Genomic DNA, 26,764 nt, shown 5'->3' on the forward strand with positions numbered 1-26,764 from the left:
CGGAGTGGCCCTTTGTCGTCAAACCGGTTGTTCAATCCGAACCGACAAACCGGTCAGGCGGTCATCGACAAAATCACGCTCGACAGGTTTGAGTTGTTGATGTCGCGGGTAACGTGGCTCGGCCCGGTCATTCAGGATCGGGGCATCCCAGCCGCTGGTTGTTGCAAAGAACCGGTCTGCCCCGTCTTCTCCGAACGCCCGCAAATAACCCTGAACAACAACGTCGATATAGCTGAGCAGCAAGGGATGGCGGTTGCTGGGCTCGTTGTGCCGATCCTGCGGGACGGCGTAGACAGCTATTTCAACTTCATGTTTCAGCGGATGTGAAACCGACCGGGTTGCCGGAATTCGGTCATAGGCCCATTCCCGTTCATCCAGCGCAGCCCAGTCGTTCTTGGGGACATGTGCGATCATGCCTTCGATCTCAGACTCGGGGTCCGGGACAGCTGTCAGGAACGCGACCGGGCGCAGATCAGTGTGTCGCCATGCGCGTTTCCACCCCTTCAGTTTTGCTGGGCGGGGGTCGGGAAAATCATGTGTGGCGAGGTTCACAAGGCTTCCATAACCAAAGAAATAGGGGTCGGCCATGCGAGAGGTGTCCTTTGGGTCGATTGATGTATGTCAAACCGCTTTTTTCCGCGACATGCAATAAGGCTTCATCTTTTATTCAGGGAGGCCTTCATGCGGATTACCAAACGGACGAATATCGCTGTGCGCCTGTTGATGTATTGCGCCGCACACCCGGACCGGCTGGTCACCAAAGCCGAGATCGCCGAAGTCTGCAACATCTCGGAAAACCATCTGGCTCAGGTGATCAACCAGTTAAGCCAGTTGAATTACCTGAGCACTCAGCGCGGCCGCAACGGCGGTATGTCGTTGGCGCGTCCGGCAAGCCAAATCCGGATCGGCGCGGTGTTCAGGCACGTCGAAGGGGCCTTGCCCATCGCCGAGTGTTTTGCGGATGCGGACAACACCTGTCCTTTGACCGATGCCTGTAGGCTGCGGCTGGCATTGCAAGATGCGGCGGAAGTTTTCTATGCATCTCTGGACGAAGTGTCGTTGGATGCGCTGGTTTGTGACAACGACCCGTTGCTGAAGCTGTTGCAGCCCGTGGCCTGCGTACGCTGACCTTAGTCGCTGGCCCGCAAAATGCGGGCTGGCCGGGCAGAGAGAGGGCGCAGCGCGAATGCGAAACCTGCGCAGAGCGTGACGCCGACACCGGCCAGAACGATGCCAAAGGCCGAAGACCAGATCACGGTAAAACCTGTGTCGAAGATGTAAGTGGCCACAGCCCATCCGCCCAGGATGCCAACCAGCAAGGCGACGCAGCCCGCTGCGGCGCCCAGCAGGACCGAGCGTAGTCCAAAACTGCGCAGGATGCGGCCACGGTCAGCCCCCAGCGTCTTGAGGATTGCCGCCTCGTATCTGCGGGCGGGTTCGCCGGCGGCTGCCGCCCCGATCAGCACCAGGAATCCTGTCAACAAAGACACGCCCGCGCCATACGAGGTTGCGGCGGCGATCCCTGCCAAAAGGCCCGAAACACGGTCAATTGCGTCGCGCACACGGATGGCCGTGATGTTCGGGAACTGGCCTGCAAGATCTCGCAGAATGGCGGCCTCGGCCTGTTCTTCTGCATATACCGTCGCAATAAAGCTGTGTGGCGCACCCGCCAGTGCCGACGGGTTCATCGACATGACAAAACCCATACCCGCTGTGGAAAAATCCACCTCTCGGGTTGAGGTCAGCTCTGCGGTGATATCCCGCCCCAGGATGTTGACAGTTACCTGATCGCCCAGTTTCAGACCCATCTCTTCGGCTTCTTCGGCTGCAAAGCTGATCTGTGGTGCGCCAGAATAATCCTCTGCCCACCACTCCCCCGCTGTCACCCGTGCATTTGCCGGGGGGCGGGCTGAATAGGTGACGCCGCGATCTCCCTCCAGAACCCAATGATCTCCGGCCACCTCGCGCGCAGGGCGACCGTTTATCTGGGTGATGATGCCCCGCAGCATTGGTGCGCTTTCAATGCGGCTGACAGCAGGATCGGTTTGCAGCCGTTCGGTAAAACCGGGCATCTGGTCTTTTTGAATATCGACAAAGAAGTAAGAGGGCGCGACATCCGGCAGATTGCCGGAGATCGCGTTGCGCAGCGTGCCGTCAATCTGCCCAACCGCCGCCAGCACTGACAAACCCAGACCAAGTGACAAAACCACTGACCCCGCACCCTCACGCGGATCAGAGATGGCGGACAAAGCCCATCGCAGGGCAGGGCGGCCCCGCGCCAAAGGTGTCCCAGCCCGTGCCAGTTTGCGAATGGCATGGGCTGCGAGCGCCAGCAGGATCAGTGCGCCCGCAAGTCCGCCGCTGGTCCACAGGGTTAGGCGCGTTGAGCCGCTGAACCAGGACGCAATCGCGATCAGGGACGCCAATCCAATCCCGCTTGCCACGACGTAAATTGCGCGTGGGATGGGACGAGCCGCACTCAGCGCATCGCGAAACAGGGTTGCGGCGCGCACATCTTCGGTTCTGGCCAGCGGCCAGAGCGTGAAAAGAAATGCTGTCAGCAGGCCATAAAGCGCAGCCTCTATCAGCGGTTGCGGATACAGAGAAAACACTGCTGGAACGGGCAACTGGTATTCCAGCAGCGGTGCCAGCAAAAGCGGTGCCATCCCGCCCAGTACCAGCCCAATTACAATGCCAGTCAGGGACAGCACCCCGATCTGAATCATGTAAGTTTGAAAAATGGTGGAGCGATCCGCCCCCAATGTCCGCAATGTCGCAATGGTTTCCGTTTTCTGACTCAGATAGGCTCGCACGGCGGCGGACACACCGATGCCACCGACGGCAAGCCCCGACAATCCGACAAGGACCAGAAAGGCACTCAGGCGGTTGACGAATTCCGATATGCCCGGCGCGCCGTTGCGCGCATCGCTCCAGCGCATCCCCGAGCCTTCAAGCGCCGCGCTGGCTCTTGCGGACACCTCCGACAGGTTCGCGTCTTGGGGCAAGGTCAGCCGGTACCTGGTCGAAAAAAGCGTTCCGGGCTCCAGCAGGCCAGATGCCTGCAACGCTTCGGTACGCACCATTGTACGTGGCCCCAAGGCAAAACCAGCCGCGGCGCTGTCGGGTTCATTCCGAAGTGCGGCCATCAGAATGAACTCTTGCGTGCCAAGCGCGAAGTGATCACCGACCGACAAACCAAGCCGGTCTATCAGAACGGGTTCCATAATGGCACCGGGTAATCCGGACCTGCCATTCAGGGCGTCGTCCAGCGTGATGCCCGGCTCCAGTTTGACCGATCCGATGAGCGGGTAAGCCTTATCGACGGATTTGACCTGGGTCAGCGCACGTTCCGGCCCGGCGTCGCGGGGCACAACCGCCATCGAGCGGAAATCGACAATTTCTGACACCTGTTCGGATGACTGCTGCATCCAGAGGCGCTCGGCCTCAGTAGCAAAACGATAGGTGAACTCAAGCTCGGCATCGCCGCCCAGCAGGGATGCGCCTTCACGGGTCAGCCCGGTCTGAATCGCCTGACTCACCGATCCGACGGCTGCGATGGCTGCGACGCCCAAGGCCAGACAGGCCAGAAAGATGCGAAAGCCGCGCAGGCCCCCGCGCAGCTCTCGACGGGCCAGCCGCGCGGCCAGCCGAAGGCTCATTCTGCGGCCTCCTGCCGGGTCATTTCGGCAATCCTGCCGTCGCGCAGCCTGATCACCCGGTCACATCGTTCAGCCAGTGAACGGCTGTGCGTTACAAGAACCAGCGTCGCATCATATTTGCGCCGAAGCCCGAACAGCAAATCAACAATCGCGGCACCGTTTGTCTCGTCCAGATTCCCGGTTGGTTCGTCCGCCAGCAAGATCTTGGGGCGTGGTGCCGATGCACGCGCCAGGGCAACTCGTTGCTGCTCGCCGCCCGACAACTGCGCCGGGTAATGATCGCGACGATGGGATAACCCCACGGCATTCAGTTCAGTCTCGGCACGGTCGAACGCATCTTTGTGCCCCGCCAGTTCCAGCGGTGTCGCCACGTTCTCCAACGCGGTCATCGTTGGGATCAGGTGGAAATTCTGAAACACGACGCCCATGTTGTCGCGCCGAAACCGCGCCAGGGCGTCCTCGTCCATGCTTGTCAAATTCTGATCCAAGGCCAAGATTTGACCACTTGTTGCCTGTTCCAACCCACCCATCAGCATCAACAGCGACGATTTTCCCGACCCCGATGGCCCGATCAGCCCCAGCGTTTCCCCCCTGTTCACGGTCAACGTGATGTCATGCAAAATATCGACCCGCCCGGCATTGCCATCCAGCGATAAAGCGGCATTCTGAAGAGCGAGAACAGCAGGCGTCATGGGTCTTCCCGATAAAGGAGCGGTTTTTGGGATATGGAGTGATCACCGTATTGCGCAAGGTTTTGATGGCAAGTCCATTTGTGTTCTGCGGTTTTGCGGCCACAGCCGATCAGGTGGTGATCGCAGCCCTTGGGGACTCGCTGACGCAAGGCTACGGGCTGGTGGAGGAGAACGGGTTTGTTCCCCAGCTTGACCGTTGGTTGCAGGCGAAGGGCGAAGATGTTCGCGTTATCAACGCAGGCGTTTCGGGCGATACAACGGCGGGTGGCGCTGCGCGGGTAGAATGGACCCTGACACCCGATGTGGACGGACTGATCGTTGCCTTAGGCGGGAATGACGTGTTGCGCGGGATCGATCCTGCAGTTTCGCAAGCCAATCTGCGCAAGATACTTCAGGTTGCACGCGATACAAAGGTTCCTGTCTTGTTGATCGGAATGCAGGCGCCGGGCAACTACGGCGCTGAATACAAGCAGGCGTTCGATGGCATTTACCCTGCACTGGCGCAGGAGTTTGAAGTTCTGTTTTTCAGCAGTTTCTTTGAAGGGCTTGCAGCGGAGGGTGACCCCGCAGCCGTATCGCAATTCATGCAATCGGACGGCATTCATCCAAATGCGGCCGGGGTGGCGAAGATCGTCGAAGCGCTGGGCCCCTCTGTGTTGCAACTTGTGACGCAGGCGGGCGGGGAAGGTTAGCCATTCCCGCGATAGCGATCAGACGACCGTGACAACCGTTCCGATAGGGACCCGGTTATACAGATCGATGACATGTTCATTCAGCATCCGAATACACCCGTTTGACACCGCCCTGCCTATGGTTTGTGGCTGGGTCGTGCCATGGATTCGGAAATAGGTATCGACACCGTTCTGGAACAAATACATCGCACGCGCGCCGAGGGGGTTATCCCCACCTCCCGGCTGGACATAGTCATTGTCCTTGAATTTTGCATAGGCCACCGGATCGCGCTGGATCATCTCTTGGGTCGGGCGCCAGGTCGGCCATTCCTTTTTCACATCGATAGTAGCGGTGCCGGTGAATTCCAGACCTGCCTTGCCGACACCGCAGCCATAGCGGATCGCTTTGCGTGGTTCGGTGACATAGTAAAGATAGAATGAACGGGGGGCGACCAGCAGCTGCCCGGGCAGGAACTGCTTTTTGATGCGCACGAATTGCGGTGTCGGATCATACTCGACCGCTTTCTTGGCGCTGGCGATGCCCGGCAGCAGCGTGGCCGCTGTTCCGGCCAGAAAAACTCGGCGTGTAAACATCGAAACCCTCATCAATTGACCAATGAAACCCAAGAACCAGTTTCATCATGATATGTTATTTGGTCAATTCTGGGGCAAGCATCACGCATCCGTGATGTGATCAATCGGCCACCTGAAACGGCAGCGGTTGAACAAAAGGGTGAGGAATTTCCCTCACCCTTTCAAGAGCTTATGCAAGCTGGATGTTGTCGGCGCTCTCGCGGCCGTCACGACCCGAACGCAGTTCGTACGTGACTTTCTGGTTGTCGGCCAGACCGGTCAGGCCCGAGCGTTCGACGGACGAGATGTGGACGAAGATGTCCTTGCCGCCATCTTCGGGCGCAATAAAGCCGTAGCCTTTAGTGGTGTTGAACCATTTTACGGTGCCTGCTGGCATTTCCGTGTCTCCTGTTTGGTGCTGCCCACGGAGTTGCGGCAGCCTGGCGTCGTATGTCTGTATCGATAGACTGAGCGCCGTAGAAGGAGACAGTAGGTCGAAATAGAAAAACGTTAGCACCCTGCATATGGCATTGAGGTAAGCCTGTGGCAAGAGTGGTTTGTACGGATTGTACTAGTGCCAGAGGGCAGATAGCTTGATTTGTACAAGAATCCGCTGATGGGTTTCAGGCTGATTTTGGCGATGTTTGACAGCATTCTGGGTGCTCTGGTCACCCTGTCCGTTGACGCGCGCGACGGCAGTGAAAAACCCGGATCCACACTTTCCCGGTCGGCCATGCCGAGCGGTCGCCACGTGCCACGCCTGCGCGGGAGGGTGACACTTTTTCGTCGCAGGCACGTGTTCAGGACCAGTGTCATTCTGACCGGTTCAGCGTGGGTTCCCCTCACAACTGACGGTTTTTATTCATAAATCGCTATGTTTGAAAAATTTGCGATCTGGTGCTATACTGCGTGGCAGCTGTGGGGGCGGATATGAAAGCTGTCTATACGATAACCTTGTTGTGCTGGGCAGGAGCCGCGCAGGCCCTGACTGTTCCATATGGGACAGAGGGTTTTATGCCGACCGCGCGTGAAGGCGGGCTCAAACTCTACAACATGTTCGAATTTGAACACGAGCTGAAGGCTCCGGTCTTCGCGAAGGAGAACCCGCGCCGTAAGGAAAGACGCCCTCGTCTTGTCGAGCTTGGAGGACCCAAGCATTTGCCCGAGATACTGACTGAACGGACAGAGGTCGTGGCGGAATCCGGGCCCGAGTTCTGCGAGCTGTGGTGCAATGAGCCTGGGACCGAAGAAACGCCGGTGGACGTGAACGTCTCGGCCGTTCCGCTTCCTGCCAGTTGGCTGCTGCTGCTTGGGGCGCTGACGGGGCTGCTCGGTGTCGGACGGCTGCGCGGCAACCGGTTCGGGTAAGCGCCGCGTCTGCAACCATCCTTGAATGCTGTGATATGGGACACCGGGGGTCGGTGGAGCATGCGACCTGCGGCAGTTGCCTGCAAAGGCGCGTGTTAACCACTTGGTAGTCATACCTGCGTCACCTTGCGCGCATGAGTGATTATCGCCGCGTCCGCATTCCCGGTGCCAGATATTTCTTCACGGTGTCGCTGGCCGACCGGTCATCGGACCTGTTGATCCGCGAGGTCGCACATCTGCGCGCGGCTTTTGCCGAAGCGCAGTGGGAGCGTCCGTTTTGGTGTGATGCGTTTGTGGTGTTGCCGGATCATGCGCACGCGGTGTGAACCTTGCCGCCGGGCGATGCGGATTATTCCACGCGGTGGGGTGCGCGATCAAGGCGCGGTTCACCATGGGCGTGAACAGGGCAAACCGTAGGCCGGGCTTCAGCCCGGCACCCGAGCTCACGCATCTACCTGTTGTGACCTCTGGCAGATATGCCGGGTTGAAGCCCGGCCTACGGGCCAACAAACGCGAAGCGCCTTTTTGGCAGCGCCGGTTTTGGGAACATACCATTCGCGACGAACAGGATTATCGCAATCATATGGCCTATTGTTGGGGGAATCCGGTCAAGCATGGGTTGGTGGAGCGCCCGACCGATTGGCCGTATTCGTCGATCCATCGCGATATTCGTGCAGGCCGGGTTGATCCGGAGTAGTGTGGGGTGATTACCGAGGGGGTGTTCGGTGAGCCGTAGGATGGGGTTTCACCCCATCATTTGAGGGGTTAAAGTTTGCAAGTGGTTTGGTGCGCGGGAACAGATCGTGCGGGTGTTCAGGTAGGGTCGTTGAGTGAGTGATGGGGTGAAACCCCATCCTACGCTTGCTTCGCCCGGTTCGTAATTCCTCAAGGAGTTATTAGCCCATTCTCTTCCAGATGTATCCGAGGATAAATATCCCCCCATCGACCGCCAATATACATCGCGTAGTTATCGAGGCTGCGATTAATGAGCGCATCATTGTTTTCTTTGATGGCGGCACTTGCAACTTTATGAAGTTGTTCTTTGAATATTTTCCGCACATCAAAAAAGTCAGTGTGAAAATCTTCATATTTTTTTGCATAAGGAAAGCTATTTCTAGATTCTAGAAGCCACTTCGCATTGTGCGGCTTATCCTTATCTTCTTGGTCTCTATTTTTTATCGCACTAGCCAAATGCGCGATCCCGCGGCGCGCAAATCTGTCATAGGGCGTTATTAGTTTTGGGGAGTGAAATGTCAGAAGTTTCGAACATAGGGAGGTAAATCGCCCTCTATTTCCAGAGGAGACCTTTATTCCGACTTCTTTCAAGGCTTCGGACAAGAGTTCTTCGAGCTTGGGAACTGAGTGCTTATTTATATTATTAATGGTTAAAAAGTTGCCACCTTCGTGGAAAATTTCGCTCAACGTTCCTCGGACGTTTGCTCTATTCTCTATTGCTCTCTTTTTTCTTTCTTTATCGTTTAGGCGGTCGTTTTTTTCTTCACTTTGGATGGTCCTTGATAGTGAATATTCCTGCATAAATTTTTCAAACCTTGTGGATTTGGGATCTTTCAGGAGATCCAAGAACCCTTCTTCGGTTTCATATTCTTCTTTCCAAGAGCGCCAGTTAACTTCCGCTGACAGCGCCGACGCTGTTAATATTCGCGATACAAGTTTCATATTGCCAAGTTTCCAGAAATAAAACCGTGAGACAAGAATGAGAATTTCGAAATTAGGTATACGCAAAGCCCCTGCGGTAAGGGGCTTTGCTTGCAAGGTTTTCTCCTATTTGCTCTACCGCGCAAATTTCTTATGCTTCAACCGCTTGGGCTCCAGTGCGTCCGGTCCCAGACGGCGCTTTTTGTCCTCTTCGTAGTCTTCGAAGTTGCCCTCGAACCATTCCACATGCGCGTCACCCTCAAACGCCAGAATGTGCGTGCAGATCCGGTCGAGGAAGAAGCGGTCGTGCGAGATGACCACGGCGCAGCCGGCGAAATCGACCAATGCGTCTTCCAGCGCGCGCAGGGTTTCGACATCCAGATCGTTGGTCGGTTCGTCGAGCAGTAAGACGTTGCCGCCCTCTTTCAGCAGGCGGGCCATGTGGACGCGGTTGCGCTCACCGCCTGATAGCAGCGAGACCTTTTTCTGCTGGTCGCCGCCCTTGAAGTTGAAGGACGAGCAATAGGCGCGGGAATTGACCTGCGCGTCGCCCAACTGGATGATCTCGGCGCCGCCGGTGATCGCTTCCCACACGGTGTCGTTGTCCTTGAGGTCGTCGCGGGACTGGTCGACATAGGACAGTTCGACCGTGTCGCCCAGCGTGATGGTGCCGCTGTCGGGCTGTTCCTGACCGGTGAGCATCTTGAACAGGGTCGATTTACCGGCACCGTTGGGGCCGATGACGCCGACGATGCCGCCGGGGGGCAGGGCGAAGTCCAGCCCTTCGATCAACTGCTTGTCGCCCATGTGTTTCGACAGGCCCTCGACCTCGATCACCTTGCCGCCAAGGCGCTGGCCGTTGGGGATGACGATCTGGGCGCGGGTCAGCTTTTCGCGTTCGGACTGTTCGGCCAGCTCGTTATAGGCGTTGATCCGGGCCTTGGATTTGGCCTGACGGGCCTTCTGGCCCTGACGCATCCATTCCAACTCTCGCTGCAGGGTTTTCTGCTTGGACTTGTCCTCGCGGGCTTCCTGCTCCAGCCGTTTGGCCTTTTGTTCCAGCCATGCGGAATAGTTGCCCTCGTACGGAATGCCACGGCCGCGGTCGAGTTCCAAAATCCAGCCGGTGATGTCATCCAGGAAATAGCGGTCGTGGGTGACGATCAGGATGGTGCCCTTGTAGTCGATCAGGTGCTGTTGCAGCCAGGCGATGGTCTCGGCGTCGAGGTGGTTGGTCGGTTCGTCGAGCAGCAGCATGTCGGGCGCTTCGAGCAGCAGCTTGCAGAGCGCCACGCGGCGTTTTTCACCGCCCGAAAGGTTGGCGATGTTGGCGTCGTCCGGCGGGCAGCGCAGTGCCTCCATCGACACGTCGATCTGGCTGTCGAGGTCCCAGAGGTTTTCCGCGTCGATGGCGTCCTGCAGGGTTGTCATTTCCTCCATCAGCTCGTCCGAGTAATTCTCGGCGATCTCCATGGCAATCTCGTTGAAGCGGTCGACCTTGGCCTTTTTAGCAGCCACGCCCAGCATGACGTTTTCACGGACCGACAGGGATTCATCCAGCTGCGGTTCCTGCGGCAGGTAACCGACCTTGGCACCTTGGGCGGCCCAGGCCTCACCGGTGAAGTCGGTGTCGAGCCCGGCCATGATCTTCATCAGCGTCGATTTACCCGCGCCGTTGACGCCGACAACACCGATTTTCACGCCGGGCAGAAAGCTCAGGTGGATGTTTTCAAAGCACTTCTTGCCACCGGGATAGGTCTTGGAGACACCCTGCATGTGGTAGACATATTGATAGGCGGCCATGTCGCGTCCTCTGGGTCGGGAAATTGGGTTGAAACGCTGGATATCCGAGCGGGGCGGGCGGGGCAAGCTGGTGGTTTTGTGAATTTCGTCCCGTATCTGCATGGGCTAGGTTTGCCGGGCTGTATGAGGGGCATGAAGTGGTGGAACTGGCGGAACTGATATCAGGCTGGGCGCAACCGGGGCGGGTGGAGTGGATTGGCCTGCGGCCCGAGCGGCGGGTTGGGGTGGAGGTGGTGAGGGAGGCGGTGGTCTCAGCCGATGGGCTGGAAGGTGACCGAGGCCGTGCGGGTAAGCGGGCGGTTTCTTTGATCCAGCGGGAGCATCTGGCGGCCATTGGCTCTTATCTGGGGCAAGGACCGGTCGCGCCCGAAATCCTGCGGCGCAATCTGGTGGTTTCGGGGATCAATCTGGCCGCGCTCAAGGGGCGTGAGGTGCAGGTGGGTGAGGCGGTTTTGCGCTTTACCGTGATCTGTGCGCCATGCAGCCGGATGGAAGAGGCGCTGGGCAAGGGCGGCTATTCTGCCGTGCGGGGGCATGGGGGATGGTGCGCCGAAGTTGTCAGGCCGGGGCGGGTTGCGCTGGGCGACGCCGTGCAACCGATTGATTGACAACGCGGCCCGGTTCTGAACATCAGCAGGTTATGGAGCGGTACGACATCCCTTACGCGCGGCCCGGGCAGGTCGTTGGGTTGTTCGGCGGGTCATTCGATCCGCCGCATCAGGGCCATGTGCATGTGACGCGTGAGGCGATGAAGGCCTTTGGGTTGGATCGGGCGTGGTGGCTGGTGTCACCCGGCAATCCGTTGAAAGAGCGGGGGCCTGCGCCGATCGCGCGGCGCATGGCGGCGGCGCGGCGGGTGATGCAGCATCCGAAGGTCGACGTGACGGATATCGAGGCGCTGGTCGGCACGCGGGCAACGGCGGACACTCTGACAGCGCTCAGGCGGCTTTACCCGCAGGTGCGGTTTGTCTGGCTGATGGGCGCGGACAATCTGGCGCAGTTTCATCGCTGGAAAGACTGGCGGCTGATCATGGACACTGTGCCGGTGGGCGTGGTGGCGCGGCCGGGTGAGCGGATCTCGGCCCGGATGTCACCTGCGGCGCGGGTTTATGCGAAGTACCGGATTGACGGGCAGGCGCGGCACCTTTTGGGGCAGGCGCAGGCTCCGGCCTGGTGTTTCGTGAACGTGCCGATGATCGATGTCAGTTCGACCGAACTCCGGACACGCGGCGAATGGGGCGCAGAAGTGTTGCCGGAATAGCCCCAACGGGCGCATAATCTAACACGGTGGTTGTGTGCTTTTGATCTGTGGGATTTTAATTCGGCTATGGCTGGTCGTTTTTCACGTCGTTTATTTCTGGGGGGATTAGGGGCGTCCCTGATCCCGGCAGCGGGCCTTGCGCAGGCGCCGCTTGTATCGCTTAGGCCGCAGGCGCGCGGGGTCATATTAAGCGGTGCCGAGCGATTGGTGGCCGCAGCAGGCCTGAAGGGCGAGGTTGTGTTTGCGGTTGCGGATGTGGCGACCGGGGCGCAGCTGGAAGTGTTTGGCGAGGGCGCAAGTCTGCCCCCGGCCAGCGTCGGAAAGGCAATGACCGCGCTTTATGCGCTGGACGTTCTGGGGCCGGAACACCGGTTCGAGACCCGTCTGGTGGCGGATGGCCGGATCGAGAAGGGCGTTTTGCACGGCGATTTGATTCTGGTTGGGGGCGGCGACCCGCTGCTGGATACAGATGCGCTGGCTACGATGGCGGCCAATTTGCGCGAGGCCGGGATTATCGAAGTGCGCGGCGCGTTCAGGGTTTACGACGGGGCGTTGCCTTATGTGTTCAGCATCGATCCCGAGCAGCCGGATCATGTGGGCTATAGCCCGGCCGTCAGCGGCATTTCCCTGAACTTCAATCGCGTCCATTTCGAATGGAAACGCGCAGGGAGTGGCTATGACATAACCATGGATGCCCGCAGCGAGCGTTATGTGCCTGCGGTGGATGTCTCGGCCATGCGGGTCGAGGATCGTAGCCTGCCGATCTATACCTATCAGGCAAGCGCGCGGCAGGATCGCTGGACCGTGGCCAAGGGCGCGCTGGGCAATGGCGGGGCCCGCTGGTTGCCGGTGCGCAAGCCCGCTTTGTACGCGGGCGATGTATTTCGCACCTTGGCGCGGTCGAACGGGATCGTTTTGAAGCGCGTTCAGGTGACACGCCAGAGCGTGCAGGGTGTCGATCTTGTGGTGCATCGCAGCGACAGTTTGGATCGTGTCCTGCGCGGGATGCTGAAATACTCGACCAACCTGACGGCCGAGATGGTCGGGCTGGCCGCGACCAGGGCGCGCGGTGTTAACCCGCACACCCTGGCGGATTCGGCAGCCGAGATGAACCGGTGGGCCGCCAGTCGTTTCGGCGTGACAGGAATCGCCATGGTCGATCATTCGGGTCTGAGCGATGCCTCGCGCATGGTACCGGAGGATTTGGTTGCGGCCCTTGTCGCAACACAGAAGTCGGGGATGTTGCGGCCCTTGATGAAACCTTTTGCACTGACCGACCGGAACGGGCGGCCCGTCAAGAACCACCCGATCAAGGTTGATGCCAAGACAGGGACATTGAACTTTGTATCCGGGTTGGGCGGTTTCCTGACGACTGCGGACGGGGTCGATCTGGCCTTTGCGATATTCACCGCCGACGTGGACCATCGCGCAACGATCCCACGCGCGCAGCGTGAGCGCCCGGACGGTGCACGCAGCTGGAACAGCAGATCGCGAAAATTGCAGCGCGCTTTGCTGGAGCGCTGGGGGTCACTTTATGGAAGCTGAAACCTGAAACCCGCCTGAAGCGGGCGTCAGACGGTATGGCGCGCCCTGGCCCCGCGCTCGATCGCGGCCGCGTGCAGGCGGTCGATGTTCAGCTCGTACCGGATTTCTTCCAGCAGGCGCAGTTCGGATTCGGCCAGCGTTCCGTCAGCGGCAGCGACGTCACAGGCCAGAGCATAGGCCGTTTCGTTCAAGCGTTCGGGCAGGTTGTCCCGGATCAGGCCAAACAGCGCATCCAGCCCGTCTTCCTGTTCGAACAGGTCAAACACGATCTGCGACACGTGGCGCATCCGGTCGATGTCGTACCCGGCGAAGACCGGCAACATGTTCACGGCGACCTCGATCTTGACCAGCTCGGCAGTTCGGATGTTTTCGTCGGAGGCCGAGATCGCAACCATGATCGCCACAAGGCAATCCTGTGGGGACATCGGGTGGGGAACTTGCTCGGTCATTCGGTGCATCCTGCTTGGGGTTCGTCAATGGCGCAGGATAGAAGGGGGGCAAGGCAGGTTCAACATCTTGTTTTGCCCCACTGTGCGGCAGGTTGAACCGGTCAGGTGTTCATTACCGCCATACCGCCGAGCAAAAGGCCCGCCCCGATCCAATAGCGCAGCCCCAGCGTTTCACCGAAGAACAGCCACGAGGCGAGGGGGACCAAGACAAAGCTGAGGGCCATGAACGGATAGGCCTGCGACAGCGGCACATGCCTGAGGACGTAAATCCAGAGTATCGTTGCAGTGCCGTAAATCGCCAGCGCGACGAGCAAGAAAGGGTCGAGCAGGGTATGCAACAGCCCCATCGCACCGGTCGCGGTGCGACCCTCGATCCGCCCGCCAGCGAGTTTGAACAATACCTGTCCGACCGAAATCATGACAGGTGTCAGAAGCAGCCCGGTCCAGACCAGTGCTGTGGGTGCGGTTGCGCTCATGCAGCCTGATCCTTGAGGGGCTTTCCGGTGGATTCCTCGGCCGGTCGATCCTCGCAGTAATAGATGTCACGCCCGATATCCTCGCAGGTGTGAAGGCTGGGGCTGGGATGCACGGCGCGCAGAAAGCTGTGGGTGTAGGGAAAGAAATTGAAATGCGGGTTGAAGCTGTAGCGATATTCCCGTTCGCGCGGGACCACGATGATAACCCGCTTGCGCGCGACCCGGCGCAATTCAGCGATGGCACGGCGGTAATCCAGCAGATGTTCGATCACATGGGTGCAGATGACCGTGTCGAAACTGTTATCCTCAAAAGGCAGGTCTTCGATCCGGGCGGCAACATATCTGATGTTTTCGATGGCTTCAGCGTCATCGATAACGAAATCGACACCGGTCATGGCCGTGATGTCCGGGCGCAGGGCGCGGATGCGTTGCAGCAGAGCCCCGGTGCCGCAGCCGACGTCGCAGATGCTGTTGCCAACAATGTCGCTGGCGATCCGGTCAATGCAGGCGTCGGAATTGTCAGTACCATCATGCACGCGCGGGTGTTCCCGGTAGAGCGTTTCGTATTCTTCGTCCGTCAGAAAAGGCGCGCGTTCGCGGAACGCTGCCAGCCGGGTAATGTGTTCCCCCCAGACACGGCACGCAAGCCAGTGAAAAGCGGCGCTGTCGCGAAGGATCGGCGGGACGATATCCTCGAGCACAAAGCGGATTAGGTTGCTGGTTTCGCGTCGCATCTAGTTTCCTTTGGTCCCGGGGAGGTTTCCCGGCGTCTTTCTATCGTAGCACCGCAGTGCAAACACGTGAAATATCCGGGTCAGGTCAAAGCCTGTCGCCCGTGTCTTTTATGTTTCGCGCGCCAAACCCATCTTATGAGTGTGGCTGGAGTAAGGCTTGCGGATGGAAAAACCGGTACGGGATTGCGGACGCTCCTGGCGTGGATCAGAGGCTGAGGGCGGGCAGTACAGTCATTTAGCGGCAAAACCCCGTGACAAGGCGGTTTTCCACGGGTTCCGGGCAGTTAAAACACGGGTGCTTTATTGACTCATGCTGCACTGGCACAATAGGAGGAGCCGGTCGGGTTGCGTGGTGCAGCCGCGACCGTTTCCCCAATGGAGCACATTGAAATGTCTGAACTGCGCGAAACCGCGATGTCGTCCAAGGCCTGGCCCTTTGAAGAGGCGCGCCGGTTGCTTAAACGCTATCAGAAAGGTGCTCCGGAAAAGGGGTATGTGCTGTTTGAAACCGGATACGGCCCGTCGGGCCTGCCGCATATCGGCACGTTCGGCGAGGTGGCGCGGACCACGATGGTCAAGCGCGCCTTTGAAGCGCTGTCGGATATCCCGACCAAGCTGATCTGTTTTTCGGACGATCTGGACGGGATGCGCAAGGTTCCCAGCAACGTGCCGAACCCCGAGGCGCTGGAAGAGCATTTGCAGCGCCCGCTGACCTCGGTTCCTGATCCGTTTGGCGAATTTGACAGCTTTGGCGAACACAACAACGCGATGTTGCGCCGGTTCCTTGATACCTTCGGGTTCGAATACGAGTTCTACTCGGCGCGCGACTTTTATCGCTCGGGCCAGTTCGACGAGATTCTGAAGCGTGCGGTTGAACGCTACGACGACGTGATGGCCATCATGTTGAAAAGCCTGCGGGAAGAACGCCAGCAGACCTATTCGATCTTCCTACCGATCCACCCGGAAACCGGGCGGGTTCTGTATGTGCCGATGAAAAAGGTCTGCGCCGAAACCTATACCGTTACCTTCGATGATGAAGACGGCAAGGAATGGACCGTTCCCGTGACCGGTGGCAACGTGAAGCTGCAATGGAAGCCGGATTTCGGGGCGCGCTGGGCGGCACTGGGCGTTGATTTCGAGATGTACGGCAAGGAACACGCGACCAACGAAAAGATCTATGACGGGATCTGCCGGGCCTTGGGTGGCCGCGCGCCCGAGCATTTCAGCTATGAGCTGTTTCTGGACGAGAACGGACAGAAGATTTCGAAATCGTCGGGCAATGGTGTGTCGATTGACGAATGGCTGACCTATGCGCCGACCGAGTCGCTGGCTTATTTCATGTACCAAAAGCCCAAGACGGCCAAGCGGATGCATTTCGACGTGATCCCGAAAGCCTATGATGAGTATCATCAGCAGCTGCGCGCCTATCCGGGGCAGGACCTGAAGGCACAGTTGAACAACCCGGTCTGGCATATTCACGGCGGCGACGTCCCTGAATCGACCCTGATCGTTCCCTTTGCGATGCTGCTGAATCTGGCATCGGTTTCCGGTGCCGAAGACAAGGAGGCGCTGTGGGGCTTTATTCGCCGCTATGCGCCCGAGGCAACGGCAGAGAGCCATCCCGATCTGGACAAGGCTGCTGGTTTCGCCGTGCGGTACTTCAACGATTTCGTCAAGCCGACGCGCAAGCATCGCGCGCCGACGGATCAGGAGCGCGAGGCGCTGGAAGCTCTGAAAGCGGCGCTTGAGGCGTATGATGGCCCGACCGAGGATGAAGCGTTGCAATCGGTGGTCTATGCCATCGGCCGCGAGCGGTTTGATCCAATGAAAGGATGGTTCTCGGCGCTTTATGAGGTGCTGCTGGGGGCCTCGCAAGGGCCGCGCTTCGGGGGTTTTATCGCGCTTTACGGCGTGCCCGAGACCATCGCGCTGATCGACAAGGCACTGGCCGGAGAGCTGGTCTGATTTGACCTGAACCGGCATGGGGCTATCCTTGGCACAGGAGGTGGCCCCATGCGTCGATTATTGCTTGCATTATCCCTGAGCGCCGGGCTGGCGTCGGGCGCGTTTGCGCAGAGTGCCGAGATCGAGGCCAATATCGCGGCGCAGATACAGGCCTTCCGGGCGGATGACTTTGCGACCGCCTTCACCTTTGCCAGCCCCAGCATCCAGCGTCTGTTTCGAAACCCCGACAATTTCGGCGCGATGGTGCGCAATGGCTATCCCATGGTCTGGCGTCCTGCCGATGTGCGTTTTCTGGAACTGCGCGAGGTTGATGGCGCGCTGTGGCAGAAGGTGATGATTACGGACGGTAACGGGCGGGTGCATCTTCTGGACTATCAGATGATCCCGCTGACGGAAGGCTGGAAGATCAACGGGGTGCAACTGTTGGGTGCCGCTGACCCTGCGGCCTGAGGCAACACCACCGTCACGGTGATATGAGCCGTGATTAATTCCTTTTCGATATCCAGACTGTCGCGTTCGGGGCGGACCTGAACACGGGGTTTGGACGCGTCGCCGGATTTGCGCGACGCGATTGGGAAAGGGTTTTCAATGAACAAGGCAATCACCGACGGCATCGTGTTCATGCCGCCTCAATTCGCGAATGGTCTGACGGTTTGGTCTGCGGGGGACGGAACACCCGGATCGCCCACATATGGCGGGTCCGGCACGGGCGTATTTGTTCCGGCGGATGCGGATTTTGCCGGTTGTCTTGAAATCCTGAAGGTCAACACAACGCAGCAATTGCGTTACATGGGGCAGACGCCGATTCTGCCCGGTTGCTATTTGCAGATCAAAGCCCGGGTCAAGGCGATCAGTGGCCCGTTGCCGTCGGTGCGTATTGCAGCCTGGGCCGGTGGCGCGGGTGATGTGCACGTAGCCGGTGTTGTGGAGCAGGGGCCGGCCACCCAGCTGTCGGGCTATGGCACGATTCACGAGATCACCGCGATTGTCGGCACCGGCCAGCGCCCGGGCGTGGACATGCCCTGGGGGCTGGCCGCCCTTTACGGGCATTTCGGCCTGGATATCGAAGGGGCCAACGGCGCGCTGGTGCGCGTCGATGATCTTGAGATCACCGATGTCACCGGGTTCTTTCTGCGCGAGATGATCAGCCTGGTCGACGTACGCGACTTTGGTGCGGTTGGTGACGGTGTGACGGATGACTCGGTTGCGTTTGAGGCGGCGGATCAGGCCGCCGGTGGCCGCCGGGTCTTTGTTCCGCAAGGCACCTATCACCTTGCGGAGAACACCAGCATCGATGCGGAGATTGAATTCGAAGGCACCGTCACCATGCCGGATGACAAGATGCTGTTGCTGACCAAGGATTTCCATCTGCCCGCATATATCGAGGCGTTCGGAGATGAGGAGCTGGCCTTCAAGAAGGCGTTTCAGGCGCTGCTGAACAATTCGGACCACGATTCGCTGGATCTGGGCGGGCGCAAGATTTCCGTTTCCGCGCCGATCGACATGGCCGCTGCGGTTCCCAACAAGCAAAGCGGCTTTTCCACGCGGCGCGTGATCCGCAACGGGCAGTTCGATGTCAAAAGCGGAACCGCCTGGGACACAGAAACCTTCACCTCTGTCGCCACCTATGACCCCCTGGACAAGACACGTCTGACCAATGTCGCCAATGTGGCCAATATTCCCGTGGGATCGCTGGTTGAGGGCAGTGGTGTCGGGCGTGAGGTTTACGTGCGCTCGAAGAACATAGGCGCCGGTGAGATGACCCTGAGCGCGCCCATCTATGACGCCGCCGGTACCCAGACCTTTACCTTTCAGTCGTTCAAATACCTGCTGGATTTCAGCGGTTTCGATACGTTGCGGAAGTTCGGCATGGAGCAGATCGAGTTTCAGTGCAACAGCCGGTGCAGCGGCATTCGTCTGGCGGCCTCGGGCAGTACGTTTTCGTTGAAAGACTGTTTTATCAGTCGCCCGAAGGATCGGGGCCTGACCTCGACCGCGACGGGGTGCAAGGGACTGCTGATCGACAATTGCCAGTTCCTGTCCTCAGAAGAGGCGCTCGACGTGACGGACCGGAACTCCATCGGGCTGAACACCAACTCGAACGATGTGAAGCTGCGTCACAATCAGGCGGTGCGGTTCAAGCATTTTGCCGTTCTGGGCGGTGGCACCAATTTGGTTCTGGGCAACCATTTCTTTCAGGGCGACGGCATCCCGCAGGGGGTCCGTACCGCAGGGCTGATCATGATCGGCACCTACAACACCTCGACCATTGCCGAGAACTATGTCGACAACTGCTTTATCGAATGGACCAATGAACGGGATGCGGCGCCCACCTATACCAGCGGGTTTTCGTTCAGTTCGATGAGCATCACGGACAATATCTTTTTCTCGAGCGATGCACCGGCCTGGTTCAGCTATATCATCATCCGCCCCTATGGTGCTGGCCATTACCTGAATGGCGTGACGGTGACCGGCAACAAGTTCCGCGCCACCAGCGGTTCGATCGATCGGGCGGAACGGGTCGATACATCTTTTGCCGATCTGGACAATAACAGGCATTCGAACGTGACCTACGAGAACAATACCTATCACGGGATTGCCAAGAGATCATCGAACCCGCTGCGCGTCCGCAGCCAGCAGAACTCGGTCGCGAATGTCTGGGCGGTTTCGGCAAACGGCGAGTTGCCATTTGGCGGCAAGGCGCGCGGCTGCGATGGGGTCACTGCCATCGGGTCGCTGACCGGGGTGTTCAACAACCTTGTCTATTCGGCCCCTCATGTTTTGACCGAACAGGGGGCCAGTGGCGACAGTCTTATTCTGCGCTGGCCAGATCACCTGAAAGGCGAAGTCTCGGTCACGATGCGCATGGAGCGTTGAAACAGCGGCTGGTCGCCCATACCGGGTGGCCAGCCACCTGACAAACGGGCGCAGAAAAGCGCGGATTGGCGCAGCGGCAAGGAAATAGGCGACGTTTCAATCTGATGTGCTAGGCTTGGGGAAAGAAATGGAGAATCCCGATGCCGAAAATCGCCAAAAACGCCAGTGTTCAGACAGTTATCACCACGTTTGAAATGACGCCCGGCACCTGTCAGGACCTTTTGGAGGCGCTGACCGACGCCTATTCCGAGTTCATCTCGAAGCAGCCCGGCTTTGTTTCTGCCGGGCTTCATGTGAATGATGCGCAAACCCGGATTGCCAACTATTCGCAATGGCAACGCCGCGAGGATTTCCTGGCCATGCTGCGGACCGCCGAGATGCGCGACCGCAACCGCAAGATCAACGAGCTGTGCAAGAGCTTTGAGCCGGTCATGTATGACGTTGCAGAGACATTTGGCTCTACCTGACCTGAATCAAAGCCTGCCGTGCATGTCTGTTTCAAAGTAAGCCTGCAAAACGGAGGCGCATGCTATGTATCACAACATTCTCGTTCCGATCTCTTTCGATGCTGAAAGAGACACGTCCGGGCCGTTGAAACTGGCCCGGGTTCTGGCCACGCCGGACGCGCAGGTCACATTGCTGCATGTGGTTGAGCATATTCCAAATTATGCAATCTCGTACATGCCGTCCGAATATCTGACCGAGGCCCGAAAGGCGATTCAGTCAGAGCTTGATACGCTGGCGTCGCAATTGCCGAATGCCACGGGCGTCGTGATCGAAGGGCATTCCGGCCGGACCATTCTGGACTGGGCCGAGGCGCATCACCCGGACCTGATCATCGTGGCCTCGCACCGGCCGGGGATGCAGGATCTGCTGCTGGGATCCACCGCGTCCCATATTGTGCGCCACGCCCCTTGCGCGGTGCATGTGGTCCGGTGACGGTCGGACATCACTGACAGTAAGCCGCGTTGTGCCTGTGCGGGCGGCGGTTTCGGGCCGGGCCAGATTTTTTGAACCCGGTGGAACTGTGTTGCCTCGGCTTTGCCACATATTGCCCTTATGGGTCTGGGCATGTTGTTCAAGAAACCAACGCAGGAAGCACCTGACCTGAACCCGCGCTCGGCCAAACGACACCAGCGCGCCGAGGCGGCGCGGCGGCAGGCGCTGTCCCCGCTGAGGATACTGGTCATGGTTCTGCTGCTGCCGCTGACGACCGCGCTGATTGCCACGGGCGTCTTTCTGCGCACCTCGGGCTATGAGCGGGACGAGGCGGTGATCCACCTGATCGCGCTGGCGGGATGTGATGCGACACAGGCCATGGGGATCGGTCCATTCCGCGCTGGGCAGCCGGGATATCATGAGCGCAACGACCCGGATGGTGACGGGGTGGCCTGCGGGTATGCCGAGCTGGAGCTGCCGCGCGCGACCACCGTGCAGGCGCAAGACCAGCTGAAGCCGCGCGAACGGTCGGTGGGAAGCGCCAAGTTCGTGCGCCCCTGAATTCGGGGGAAGGGTTTAGCCTTTCATCGCCTGTAGCAGTTCCAACAACCCTTTGCGGTCGTCGTCACTGGCATAATCGCCGGTGGCCAGCCGTTCGGCGATTCGCAGGCGCAGGCGTTCCTGTTGGGTGCGGACCTCTTCCCCGGCGGTTTCGGCCAGCGTCTTCATGATCACCGCCACGGCCTGTTGGCGTTTGGTGGTGGGGTTGGCGATGTAATCGACAAGGCTCTGCTGGCCGGAATCGAGGATGTTTTCAGCCAGTTCGCGCAGTTGGTCGCCATTGGGCAGCAGCGGGGCAGGGGCCTGTTCGGGGGGCAGGATTTCCGGCACGCTGCGCGGGGTCTCGGCCAGGGCGTTCGCGCCATCGACAAAGGCTTCGGTGATCATCCGCGTGATCTTGATCGCGCGCGGGTCCTTGAACAGGGCCGAGGCGATGGCCACGCCGTAATCGGTATAGACCCACGGATTGACCCGCCGCCCGCCGCGGCCTTTGGGTTTTGAAATCACATTCTGTGATTGCAAATCGGCAACCTCGGCATCGGAAAGCTGAAAGCGGTAGCCTTCGAACAGGTCGGTGTTGCGCGACACCGCCTGATTGAAGGCACTGACGGATTTTCCGTAGAACTGCGCCAGATCCTCGGCCAGCACCACACGGGTGCCGCGTACCCTGTGAATGGCACTTTGGACCTCATGCGCGCTGGGCAGGTTTTTCGGGTTCGTCATGGCAGCCGTTTGGAATCACAATTTGTGATTTCAAACGTGGAGGAGGGTGGGGCGGGGTGCAAGGGTGGAGTGTGGGGATCTCCCTGCCCTAAACCTGATAAACTGCGTGCTCAGCCGGGCGTATTGCGCAGATAGGCAAAGCGATAGGCAAGCGCGACGCCGCCTGCGCCGCCGACAATATTGCCGATCGTGACCCAGAACAGGTTGCCGATGGCCGCGCCAAAACCGAGGTCGGCACCCGCAAGCGCGCCTTGCGGCAGCAGGTACATATTGGCGACGGAATGCTCGAGCCCCAACAGGACAAACGCTGCAATGGGCCAGAGTACCGCCATGACCTTGCCCACCACCGATCTGGCCGCGAAGCTCAGCCAGACGGCAAGGCAGACCAGCGCGTTGCACAGAACGCCGCGCGTAAAGGCTTGGGTGGCCGAGAGGTCGGCCTTGCCATTTGCGATTGCTGATGCGGTGGCCCCCATGGGCCCGTCCAGCAAACCGGTTGCAGCGAAGGCCAGAGCCAGCGCGATTGCCCCGGCCAAATTCCCGAGATACACGAGGCCCCAGTTGCGCAGCAGGGCGCGCGGCGAGATTTTCCGATCCACCGCCGCGATGGTCATCAGGGCGTTTCCGGTGAACAGCTCGGCCCCGCCGACGATCACAAGGATCAGGCCCAGAGAAAACACGACGCCACCCAGGAACCGGGCCGGTCCAAACCCCGGGTCAACGCCGGTCATGACCATGGTGAAGGCGGCCCCGCCGAAGCCGATGAACACACCCGCAAGTATCGCCAGAGTCAGCGTCTGGCCGACCGTGAGATGTGCCTTGGCAACGCCAGCGGTTTCAACCAGCTCGGCGATCTGGGCGGGTTTGTAGGCGTCAATTCCGGTTGGATTCCGTGTTTGCATGGGACCCACTTTGCCGACGCATTCGTGGTGCGGCATTGATAGGGATCAAAGCATCCGTCGGTGCAAAAACAACCGCACTGGGGGCGAGGCTGCAACCCTGAAGGGACAGCCGCCCGGATGCAGTGCGGTGTATGGTTGAAAATCGGCGCAAATCGCCGGTATCAATGCGAGATTTCTGGCTGTCGTGCTAGGGTGCGCGCGGCGGGGCCGTTCCGGCCGTGTTACATGGCAATTTTGCCAGACGACGGAGGATAGTGATGTTTGCACGAATTACCCAATACAAAATGAAGCCCGGTACGCGCGAGGCGGCGACGGCGAAGATGAATGAATTGAAATCCGACATCATGGGTATGCCCGGCATGCACAGTTTTACCAATGTGATGAACGAGGATGGTTCGGGCTATGTGATCTCGGTTGTCGAAAGCGAAGCGACCTCGAACGCGAATGCGCCCAAAGTGGCCGAGCTGTGGGGCCATTTCGCTGAATTCATGGAAGGCCCGCCGACGCCGGTTGGGTACGACGTGATTGCCCATTGGGATAAGGGGTAACGGTTCGGGCGGGGATAGACCCGCCCTTTCTTTTAGTTGGAGAGAACAACGCTTTGGACCTCACACGCGCTGGGCAGGGTGTTCGCGTTCGTCATAGCAGCCGTTTGGAATCACAACTTGCGATTTAAAACGTGGAGGAGGGTGGAGCGAGGCGCAAATGCGGAGTGTGGGGTAGCGATTAGGATGGAGTAATAACCGATCATGCGTATTGTTTGCTTGGTAGTGACGGGTTGGAAATCCAACCTACACTTGCTTACGAATTCTGGACCAAGAAGTTCTCGTGGAAGCCGCTTAACGTTTTAACTCGCTCAATAAAGCTGTTGAACAGATCCACCAAAACAGGACGTTCTTGATACAATCCCAAAAAACAAATGAACTCCGAAACAGCGGCAACAGAGTGAATTGCATTTACTTCCAAGAATTGAGGCCGGGGAATTTTAAAGCTTGTCTTGGCAACAAAACGGTCCCCTTTAGGTTCAAGATGATGTTGGTACAAATCCCCCCAGTTTCCGTGGACTATCTGTGAGCCTCCGCCGAAAACCGCATCATAAGCCTGACCAAAGCCGATAGCTTTCGCTCTTTTGTAAAGGCTACTGTTTTGCCAATCCCTCATTCGATTTGCGGGCAAGTCTTTTTTCTCTAGCTGAGACATTCGAAACGTTCTTTCAATTGAGCGACGCATACGGTCTTCAATCGGCAGCGAATTCCCGTCCCGTTCTGCCACGTTTTTGTCGATGGTGTCTAAAAGCTTACCTTCGTGTTGCAGCGAGTAGGCTACAAAATTATCAAAGTTCGCCTGCTCTGGATTTCTCATCAAAAATATGGAGTTAACCGTTGTCTCGAAATGCAATCTTGAAAGGATGAATGCAGTCTCAAGCCGGTGCTTGCAAGTTTGATCCAGTATGGCATCAATTAGCTTGTAGAGCCGTACCAAGCTTCCGCCGATTATTGCCTCGTTTCTCGTCCAGCCATCTTGACCACTTGGGTAAATTGATGCCGCTGTTATTAAGTAGCTTCCCGCTTCAATCAGCAGGTCAACGCACACACCAACGAATTCGCTCTCCGAATCGAAAGCTAAGATTTTCTCTTCTAGAATTTCGGTTGGTTTTATTTCGGCAAAGTGCGCTAGGATTTCTTCATTAATAGGCAATGTTACTTTACCTCTTCCGCCTCTTCACATTCCCGCCCCGCTGCCCCGGCCGTCCAGCCGTTGACCGTCCGCGCGATTTAACCGCGTCCTCCGAGGCTTTTTCCACCGCCCATTGGCGGGCCATGGGGTCGTCGGCGATGGCCAGATCGACCGCTTCCAGGCGTTTGATTTCATCCCGGATGTTGGCGGCCTCTTCGAATTCCAGGTTCTCGGCGGCTTTGCGCATCTGATCGCGCAGCCCGTTCAGGTGCGCCTCGAGGTTGGCGCCGTGCATCGGTTTGTCGATGGTGGCGGTGACGCGGTTCATGTCCACGTCGCCCGCATACAGCCCGGCCAGAACATCCTCGACATTCTTTTTCACGGTCGCGGGCGTGATGCCGTGTTCCACGTTATAGGCCATCTGCTTGGCGCGGCGGCGGTCGGTTTCGGCCAGCGCGCGTTCCATCGAACCGGTGATCTTGTCGGCATACATGATCACCCGGCCATCGGCGTTGCGCGCGGCGCGGCCAATGGTCTGAACCAGCGAGGTCTCGGACCGCAGAAAGCCTTCCTTGTCGGCGTCCAGAATGGCGACCAGCCCGCATTCGGGAATGTCGAGCCCTTCACGCAGCAGGTTGATGCCGACCAGCACGTCGAACGCGCCCAGACGCAGGTCGCGCAGAATCTCGATGCGTTCCAGCGTGTCGATATCGGAATGCATGTAGCGCACCTTGATGCCCTGTTCGTGCAGGTATTCGGTCAGATCCTCGGCCATGCGTTTCGTCAGCGTTGTGACCAGCGTGCGATAGCCATCGGCGGCGACCTTGCGCACCTCGTCCAGCAGGTCGTCGACCTGCATCGACACGGGGCGGATTTCGACCTGCGGGTCCAGCAGGCCGGTGGGGCGGATCACCTGTTCGGTGAAGACGCCGCCGGTCTGGTCGAGCTCCCACGCGGCGGGGGTGGCCGAGACGAAGACGGATTGCGGGCGCATGGCATCCCATTCCTCGAACTTCAAAGGCCGGTTGTCCATGCAGGACGGCAGGCGGAACCCGTGTTCGGCCAGCGTGAACTTGCGCCGATAGTCGCCCCGGTACATGCCGCCGATCTGCGGCACGCTGACATGGGATTCGTCGGCAAAGACGATGGCGTTGTCGGGGATGAATTCGAACAGGGTCGGGGGCGGCTCGCCCGGTGCGCGACCGGTCAGATAGCGCGAATAGTTCTCGATCCCGTTACAGACGCCGGTGGCCTCGAGCATTTCCAGATCGAAATTGGTGCGCTGTTCCAGCCGCTGCGCCTCGAGCAGTTTGCCTTCGCCGACCAGCTGGTCGAGGCGCATCCGCAGTTCTTTTTTGATCCCGATGATCGCCTGCTGCATCGTCGGTTTCGGCGTCACATAGTGGGAATTCGCATAGACCCGGATATGGTCCATCGTGTCGGTCTTTTCGCCGGTCAGCGGGTCGAATTCGGTGACCTGTTCCAGTTCCTCGCCGAAGAAGGACAGTTTCCAGGCGCGGTCTTCAAGGTGGGCGGGCCAGATTTCCAGACTGTCGCCCCGCACCCGGAACGAGCCGCGCTGAAACCCCTGATCGTTGCGGCGGTATTGCTGGGCCACCAGATCGGCCATCACCTGCCGCTGGTCGTATTCGTGACCGACCTTCAGATCCTGCGTCATCGCCCCGTAGGTTTCGACCGAACCGATACCGTAGATGCACGACACCGAGGCGACGATGATCACGTCATCGCGTTCCAGCAGCGCCCGCGTGGCCGAGTGGCGCATCCGGTCGATCTGTTCGTTGATCTGCGATTCTTTCTCGATGTAGGTGTCAGAGCGCGGCACATAAGCTTCGGGTTGGTAATAGTCGTAGTAGGACACGAAATATTCCACCGAGTTTTCGGGGAAGAAGCCCTTGAATTCACCGTATAGCTGCGCGGCGAGCGTTTTGTTGGGGGCCAGGATGATGGCGGGGCGCTGGGTTTCCTCGATCACCTTGGCCATGGTGAAGGTCTTGCCCGTTCCGGTCGCGCCCAGCAGCACCTGATCGCGTTCCCCGTCCAGCACGCCGCCCGCCAATTCCTTGATCGCCGTGGGCTGATCGCCCGCCGGATTGAATTCGGTATGCATCACGAATTGCCTGCCGCCTTCCAGTTTCAGGCGGGCGCGCACGTCTTCGGCGGTCAATTGGGTCTTGTCGGAATGGGCGTATGGCATAGGCAGGCTCCGGGCGTC

29 protein-coding genes are annotated in these 26,764 nt (G+C 59.0%); 15 read left to right on the forward strand and 14 right to left on the reverse strand.

Annotation, left to right across the window (positions count from 1 at the left end; all coding sequences use genetic code 11):
* Positions 1-18 precede the first annotated feature (18 nt).
* Positions 19-588, reverse strand: coding sequence for a gamma-glutamylcyclotransferase family protein (locus tag AC2FNC_RS07865; RefSeq protein WP_480495485.1), 570 nt, complete (start codon positions 586-588; stop codon positions 19-21).
* Between the two features lie 93 nt (positions 589-681).
* Between AC2FNC_RS07865 and AC2FNC_RS07870 the strand changes: the two genes are divergently transcribed.
* A complete protein-coding gene (locus tag AC2FNC_RS07870) occupies positions 682-1,128 on the forward strand; it encodes an RrF2 family transcriptional regulator (protein WP_267366061.1) in 447 nt (148 codons plus the stop codon).
* A 2-nt stretch (positions 1,129-1,130) separates the two neighbouring features.
* On the opposite strand, the gene AC2FNC_RS07875 is transcribed toward AC2FNC_RS07870, so the two are convergent.
* Positions 1,131-3,659 (reverse strand): ABC transporter permease, encoded by a 2,529-nt coding sequence (locus AC2FNC_RS07875; RefSeq protein ID WP_480604809.1) that lies wholly within the window; start codon positions 3,657-3,659, stop codon positions 1,131-1,133.
* On the reverse strand, positions 3,656-4,351 hold the full coding sequence (locus AC2FNC_RS07880) for an ABC transporter ATP-binding protein (protein ID WP_480554174.1): 696 nt from the start codon (positions 4,349-4,351) through the stop codon (positions 3,656-3,658). Before AC2FNC_RS07880 ends, AC2FNC_RS07875 begins: the two co-directional genes overlap by 4 nt.
* A 65-nt stretch (positions 4,352-4,416) precedes the next feature.
* On the opposite strand from AC2FNC_RS07880, the gene AC2FNC_RS07885 reads away from it, so the two are divergent.
* The gene (locus tag AC2FNC_RS07885; protein WP_480604886.1) at positions 4,417-5,043 is read left to right on the forward strand and encodes an arylesterase; all 627 of its coding nucleotides are present in this window, start codon (positions 4,417-4,419) and stop codon (positions 5,041-5,043) included.
* An 18-nt stretch (positions 5,044-5,061) separates the two neighbouring features.
* Here AC2FNC_RS07885 and AC2FNC_RS07890 read toward each other — a convergent pair whose 3' ends face one another.
* Complete coding sequence (locus tag AC2FNC_RS07890; protein ID WP_209506382.1) at positions 5,062-5,616, reverse strand: L,D-transpeptidase; 555 nt, start codon at positions 5,614-5,616, stop codon at positions 5,062-5,064.
* A 169-nt stretch (positions 5,617-5,785) separates the two neighbouring features.
* Positions 5,786-5,992 carry a cold-shock protein gene (locus AC2FNC_RS07895; RefSeq protein WP_209506380.1) on the reverse strand — a complete coding sequence of 69 codons (207 nt, stop codon included), beginning with the start codon at positions 5,990-5,992 and terminating at the stop codon, positions 5,786-5,788.
* Between the two features lie 533 nt (positions 5,993-6,525).
* Here AC2FNC_RS07895 and AC2FNC_RS07900 point away from each other — a divergent pair.
* From AC2FNC_RS07900 to AC2FNC_RS07910, 3 genes are all read left to right on the forward strand, one after another.
* Positions 6,526-6,963: a hypothetical protein gene (locus AC2FNC_RS07900; protein ID WP_496714987.1), complete on the forward strand. Its 438-nt coding sequence runs from the start codon at positions 6,526-6,528 to the stop codon at positions 6,961-6,963.
* A gap of 134 nt (positions 6,964-7,097) precedes the next feature.
* A complete protein-coding gene (locus AC2FNC_RS07905) occupies positions 7,098-7,289 on the forward strand; it encodes a transposase (protein WP_496714989.1) in 192 nt (63 codons plus the stop codon).
* A complete protein-coding gene (locus AC2FNC_RS07910; RefSeq protein WP_496714991.1) occupies positions 7,286-7,660 on the forward strand; it encodes a transposase in 375 nt (124 codons plus the stop codon). The genes AC2FNC_RS07905 and AC2FNC_RS07910 overlap by 4 nt, the downstream gene beginning before the upstream one ends.
* 188 nt (positions 7,661-7,848) lie before the next feature.
* Here AC2FNC_RS07910 and AC2FNC_RS07915 read toward each other — a convergent pair whose 3' ends face one another.
* Together AC2FNC_RS07915 and ettA are read right to left on the reverse strand one after the other, a co-directional pair.
* Complete coding sequence (locus tag AC2FNC_RS07915; RefSeq protein ID WP_480824482.1) at positions 7,849-8,736, reverse strand: hypothetical protein; 888 nt, start codon at positions 8,734-8,736, stop codon at positions 7,849-7,851.
* Between the two features lie 18 nt (positions 8,737-8,754).
* Entirely contained in the window at positions 8,755-10,422 is a 1,668-nt protein-coding gene (gene ettA, locus AC2FNC_RS07920) for an energy-dependent translational throttle protein EttA (RefSeq protein WP_480518551.1), read from the reverse strand.
* A 137-nt stretch (positions 10,423-10,559) separates the two neighbouring features.
* Here ettA and AC2FNC_RS07925 point away from each other — a divergent pair, with 137 nt between their 5' ends.
* The 3 genes from AC2FNC_RS07925 to dacB all read left to right on the forward strand — a co-directional run bounded on the left by AC2FNC_RS07925 (position 10,560) and on the right by dacB (position 13,228).
* On the forward strand, positions 10,560-11,030 hold the full coding sequence (locus tag AC2FNC_RS07925) for an MOSC domain-containing protein (protein ID WP_480518553.1): 471 nt from the start codon (positions 10,560-10,562) through the stop codon (positions 11,028-11,030).
* A 32-nt stretch (positions 11,031-11,062) separates the two neighbouring features.
* A complete protein-coding gene (locus AC2FNC_RS07930; RefSeq protein ID WP_480518555.1) occupies positions 11,063-11,683 on the forward strand; it encodes a nicotinate-nucleotide adenylyltransferase in 621 nt (206 codons plus the stop codon).
* Positions 11,684-11,749: 66 nt separating this feature from the next.
* Positions 11,750-13,228, forward strand: coding sequence for a D-alanyl-D-alanine carboxypeptidase/D-alanyl-D-alanine endopeptidase (dacB, locus tag AC2FNC_RS07935; RefSeq protein ID WP_480518557.1), 1,479 nt, complete (start codon positions 11,750-11,752; stop codon positions 13,226-13,228).
* Between the two features lie 26 nt (positions 13,229-13,254).
* On the opposite strand, the gene AC2FNC_RS07940 is transcribed toward dacB, so the two are convergent.
* The 3 genes from AC2FNC_RS07940 to AC2FNC_RS07950 all read right to left on the reverse strand — a co-directional run bounded on the left by AC2FNC_RS07940 (position 13,255) and on the right by AC2FNC_RS07950 (position 14,887).
* A complete protein-coding gene (locus tag AC2FNC_RS07940; RefSeq protein WP_480518559.1) occupies positions 13,255-13,677 on the reverse strand; it encodes a tellurite resistance TerB family protein in 423 nt (140 codons plus the stop codon).
* A gap of 101 nt (positions 13,678-13,778) precedes the next feature.
* Positions 13,779-14,153: an EamA family transporter gene (locus AC2FNC_RS07945; RefSeq protein WP_480604824.1), complete on the reverse strand. Its 375-nt coding sequence runs from the start codon at positions 14,151-14,153 to the stop codon at positions 13,779-13,781.
* Positions 14,150-14,887 (reverse strand): class I SAM-dependent methyltransferase, encoded by a 738-nt coding sequence (locus AC2FNC_RS07950; protein WP_496714995.1) that lies wholly within the window; start codon positions 14,885-14,887, stop codon positions 14,150-14,152. The genes AC2FNC_RS07945 and AC2FNC_RS07950 overlap by 4 nt, the downstream gene beginning before the upstream one ends.
* A gap of 390 nt (positions 14,888-15,277) precedes the next feature.
* On the opposite strand from AC2FNC_RS07950, the gene AC2FNC_RS07955 reads away from it, so the two are divergent.
* The 6 genes from AC2FNC_RS07955 to AC2FNC_RS07980 all read left to right on the forward strand — a co-directional run bounded on the left by AC2FNC_RS07955 (position 15,278) and on the right by AC2FNC_RS07980 (position 21,229).
* Positions 15,278-16,852: a lysine--tRNA ligase gene (locus AC2FNC_RS07955; protein WP_480475248.1), complete on the forward strand. Its 1,575-nt coding sequence runs from the start codon at positions 15,278-15,280 to the stop codon at positions 16,850-16,852.
* A 48-nt stretch (positions 16,853-16,900) separates the two neighbouring features.
* Positions 16,901-17,302: a DUF4864 domain-containing protein gene (locus tag AC2FNC_RS07960; protein WP_480475250.1), complete on the forward strand. Its 402-nt coding sequence runs from the start codon at positions 16,901-16,903 to the stop codon at positions 17,300-17,302.
* 138 nt (positions 17,303-17,440) lie between these two features.
* A complete protein-coding gene (locus tag AC2FNC_RS07965) occupies positions 17,441-19,729 on the forward strand; it encodes a glycosyl hydrolase family 28-related protein (RefSeq protein ID WP_496714998.1) in 2,289 nt (762 codons plus the stop codon).
* Between the two features lie 140 nt (positions 19,730-19,869).
* The gene (locus AC2FNC_RS07970; protein ID WP_480475254.1) at positions 19,870-20,196 is read left to right on the forward strand and encodes an antibiotic biosynthesis monooxygenase family protein; all 327 of its coding nucleotides are present in this window, start codon (positions 19,870-19,872) and stop codon (positions 20,194-20,196) included.
* 64 nt (positions 20,197-20,260) lie between these two features.
* On the forward strand, positions 20,261-20,668 hold the full coding sequence (locus tag AC2FNC_RS07975) for a universal stress protein (protein ID WP_480475256.1): 408 nt from the start codon (positions 20,261-20,263) through the stop codon (positions 20,666-20,668).
* A gap of 132 nt (positions 20,669-20,800) precedes the next feature.
* Positions 20,801-21,229, forward strand: coding sequence for an excalibur calcium-binding domain-containing protein (locus AC2FNC_RS07980; RefSeq protein ID WP_496715001.1), 429 nt, complete (start codon positions 20,801-20,803; stop codon positions 21,227-21,229).
* A gap of 15 nt (positions 21,230-21,244) precedes the next feature.
* Here the strand turns inward: AC2FNC_RS07980 and AC2FNC_RS07985 are convergent, their stop codons facing one another.
* Positions 21,245-21,952: an ORF6N domain-containing protein gene (locus AC2FNC_RS07985; protein ID WP_496715003.1), complete on the reverse strand. Its 708-nt coding sequence runs from the start codon at positions 21,950-21,952 to the stop codon at positions 21,245-21,247.
* A gap of 110 nt (positions 21,953-22,062) precedes the next feature.
* A complete protein-coding gene (locus AC2FNC_RS07990; protein WP_496715005.1) occupies positions 22,063-22,854 on the reverse strand; it encodes a formate/nitrite transporter family protein in 792 nt (263 codons plus the stop codon).
* Positions 22,855-23,111: 257 nt separating this feature from the next.
* On the opposite strand from AC2FNC_RS07990, the gene AC2FNC_RS07995 reads away from it, so the two are divergent.
* Positions 23,112-23,402, forward strand: a complete 291-nt coding sequence (locus tag AC2FNC_RS07995; RefSeq protein ID WP_209507883.1) for an antibiotic biosynthesis monooxygenase family protein — start codon at positions 23,112-23,114, stop codon at positions 23,400-23,402.
* 253 nt (positions 23,403-23,655) lie between these two features.
* Here the strand turns inward: AC2FNC_RS07995 and AC2FNC_RS08000 are convergent, their stop codons facing one another.
* Positions 23,656-24,552 carry a DUF5677 domain-containing protein gene (locus AC2FNC_RS08000; protein ID WP_209507881.1) on the reverse strand — a complete coding sequence of 299 codons (897 nt, stop codon included), beginning with the start codon at positions 24,550-24,552 and terminating at the stop codon, positions 23,656-23,658.
* Between the two features lie 7 nt (positions 24,553-24,559).
* Positions 24,560-26,746 carry an excinuclease ABC subunit UvrB gene (gene uvrB / locus AC2FNC_RS08005; RefSeq protein WP_496715008.1) on the reverse strand — a complete coding sequence of 729 codons (2,187 nt, stop codon included), beginning with the start codon at positions 26,744-26,746 and terminating at the stop codon, positions 24,560-24,562.
* Positions 26,747-26,764 lie beyond the last annotated feature (18 nt).

It is taken from the genome of Ruegeria sp. BHSA123 (assembly GCF_059613425.1).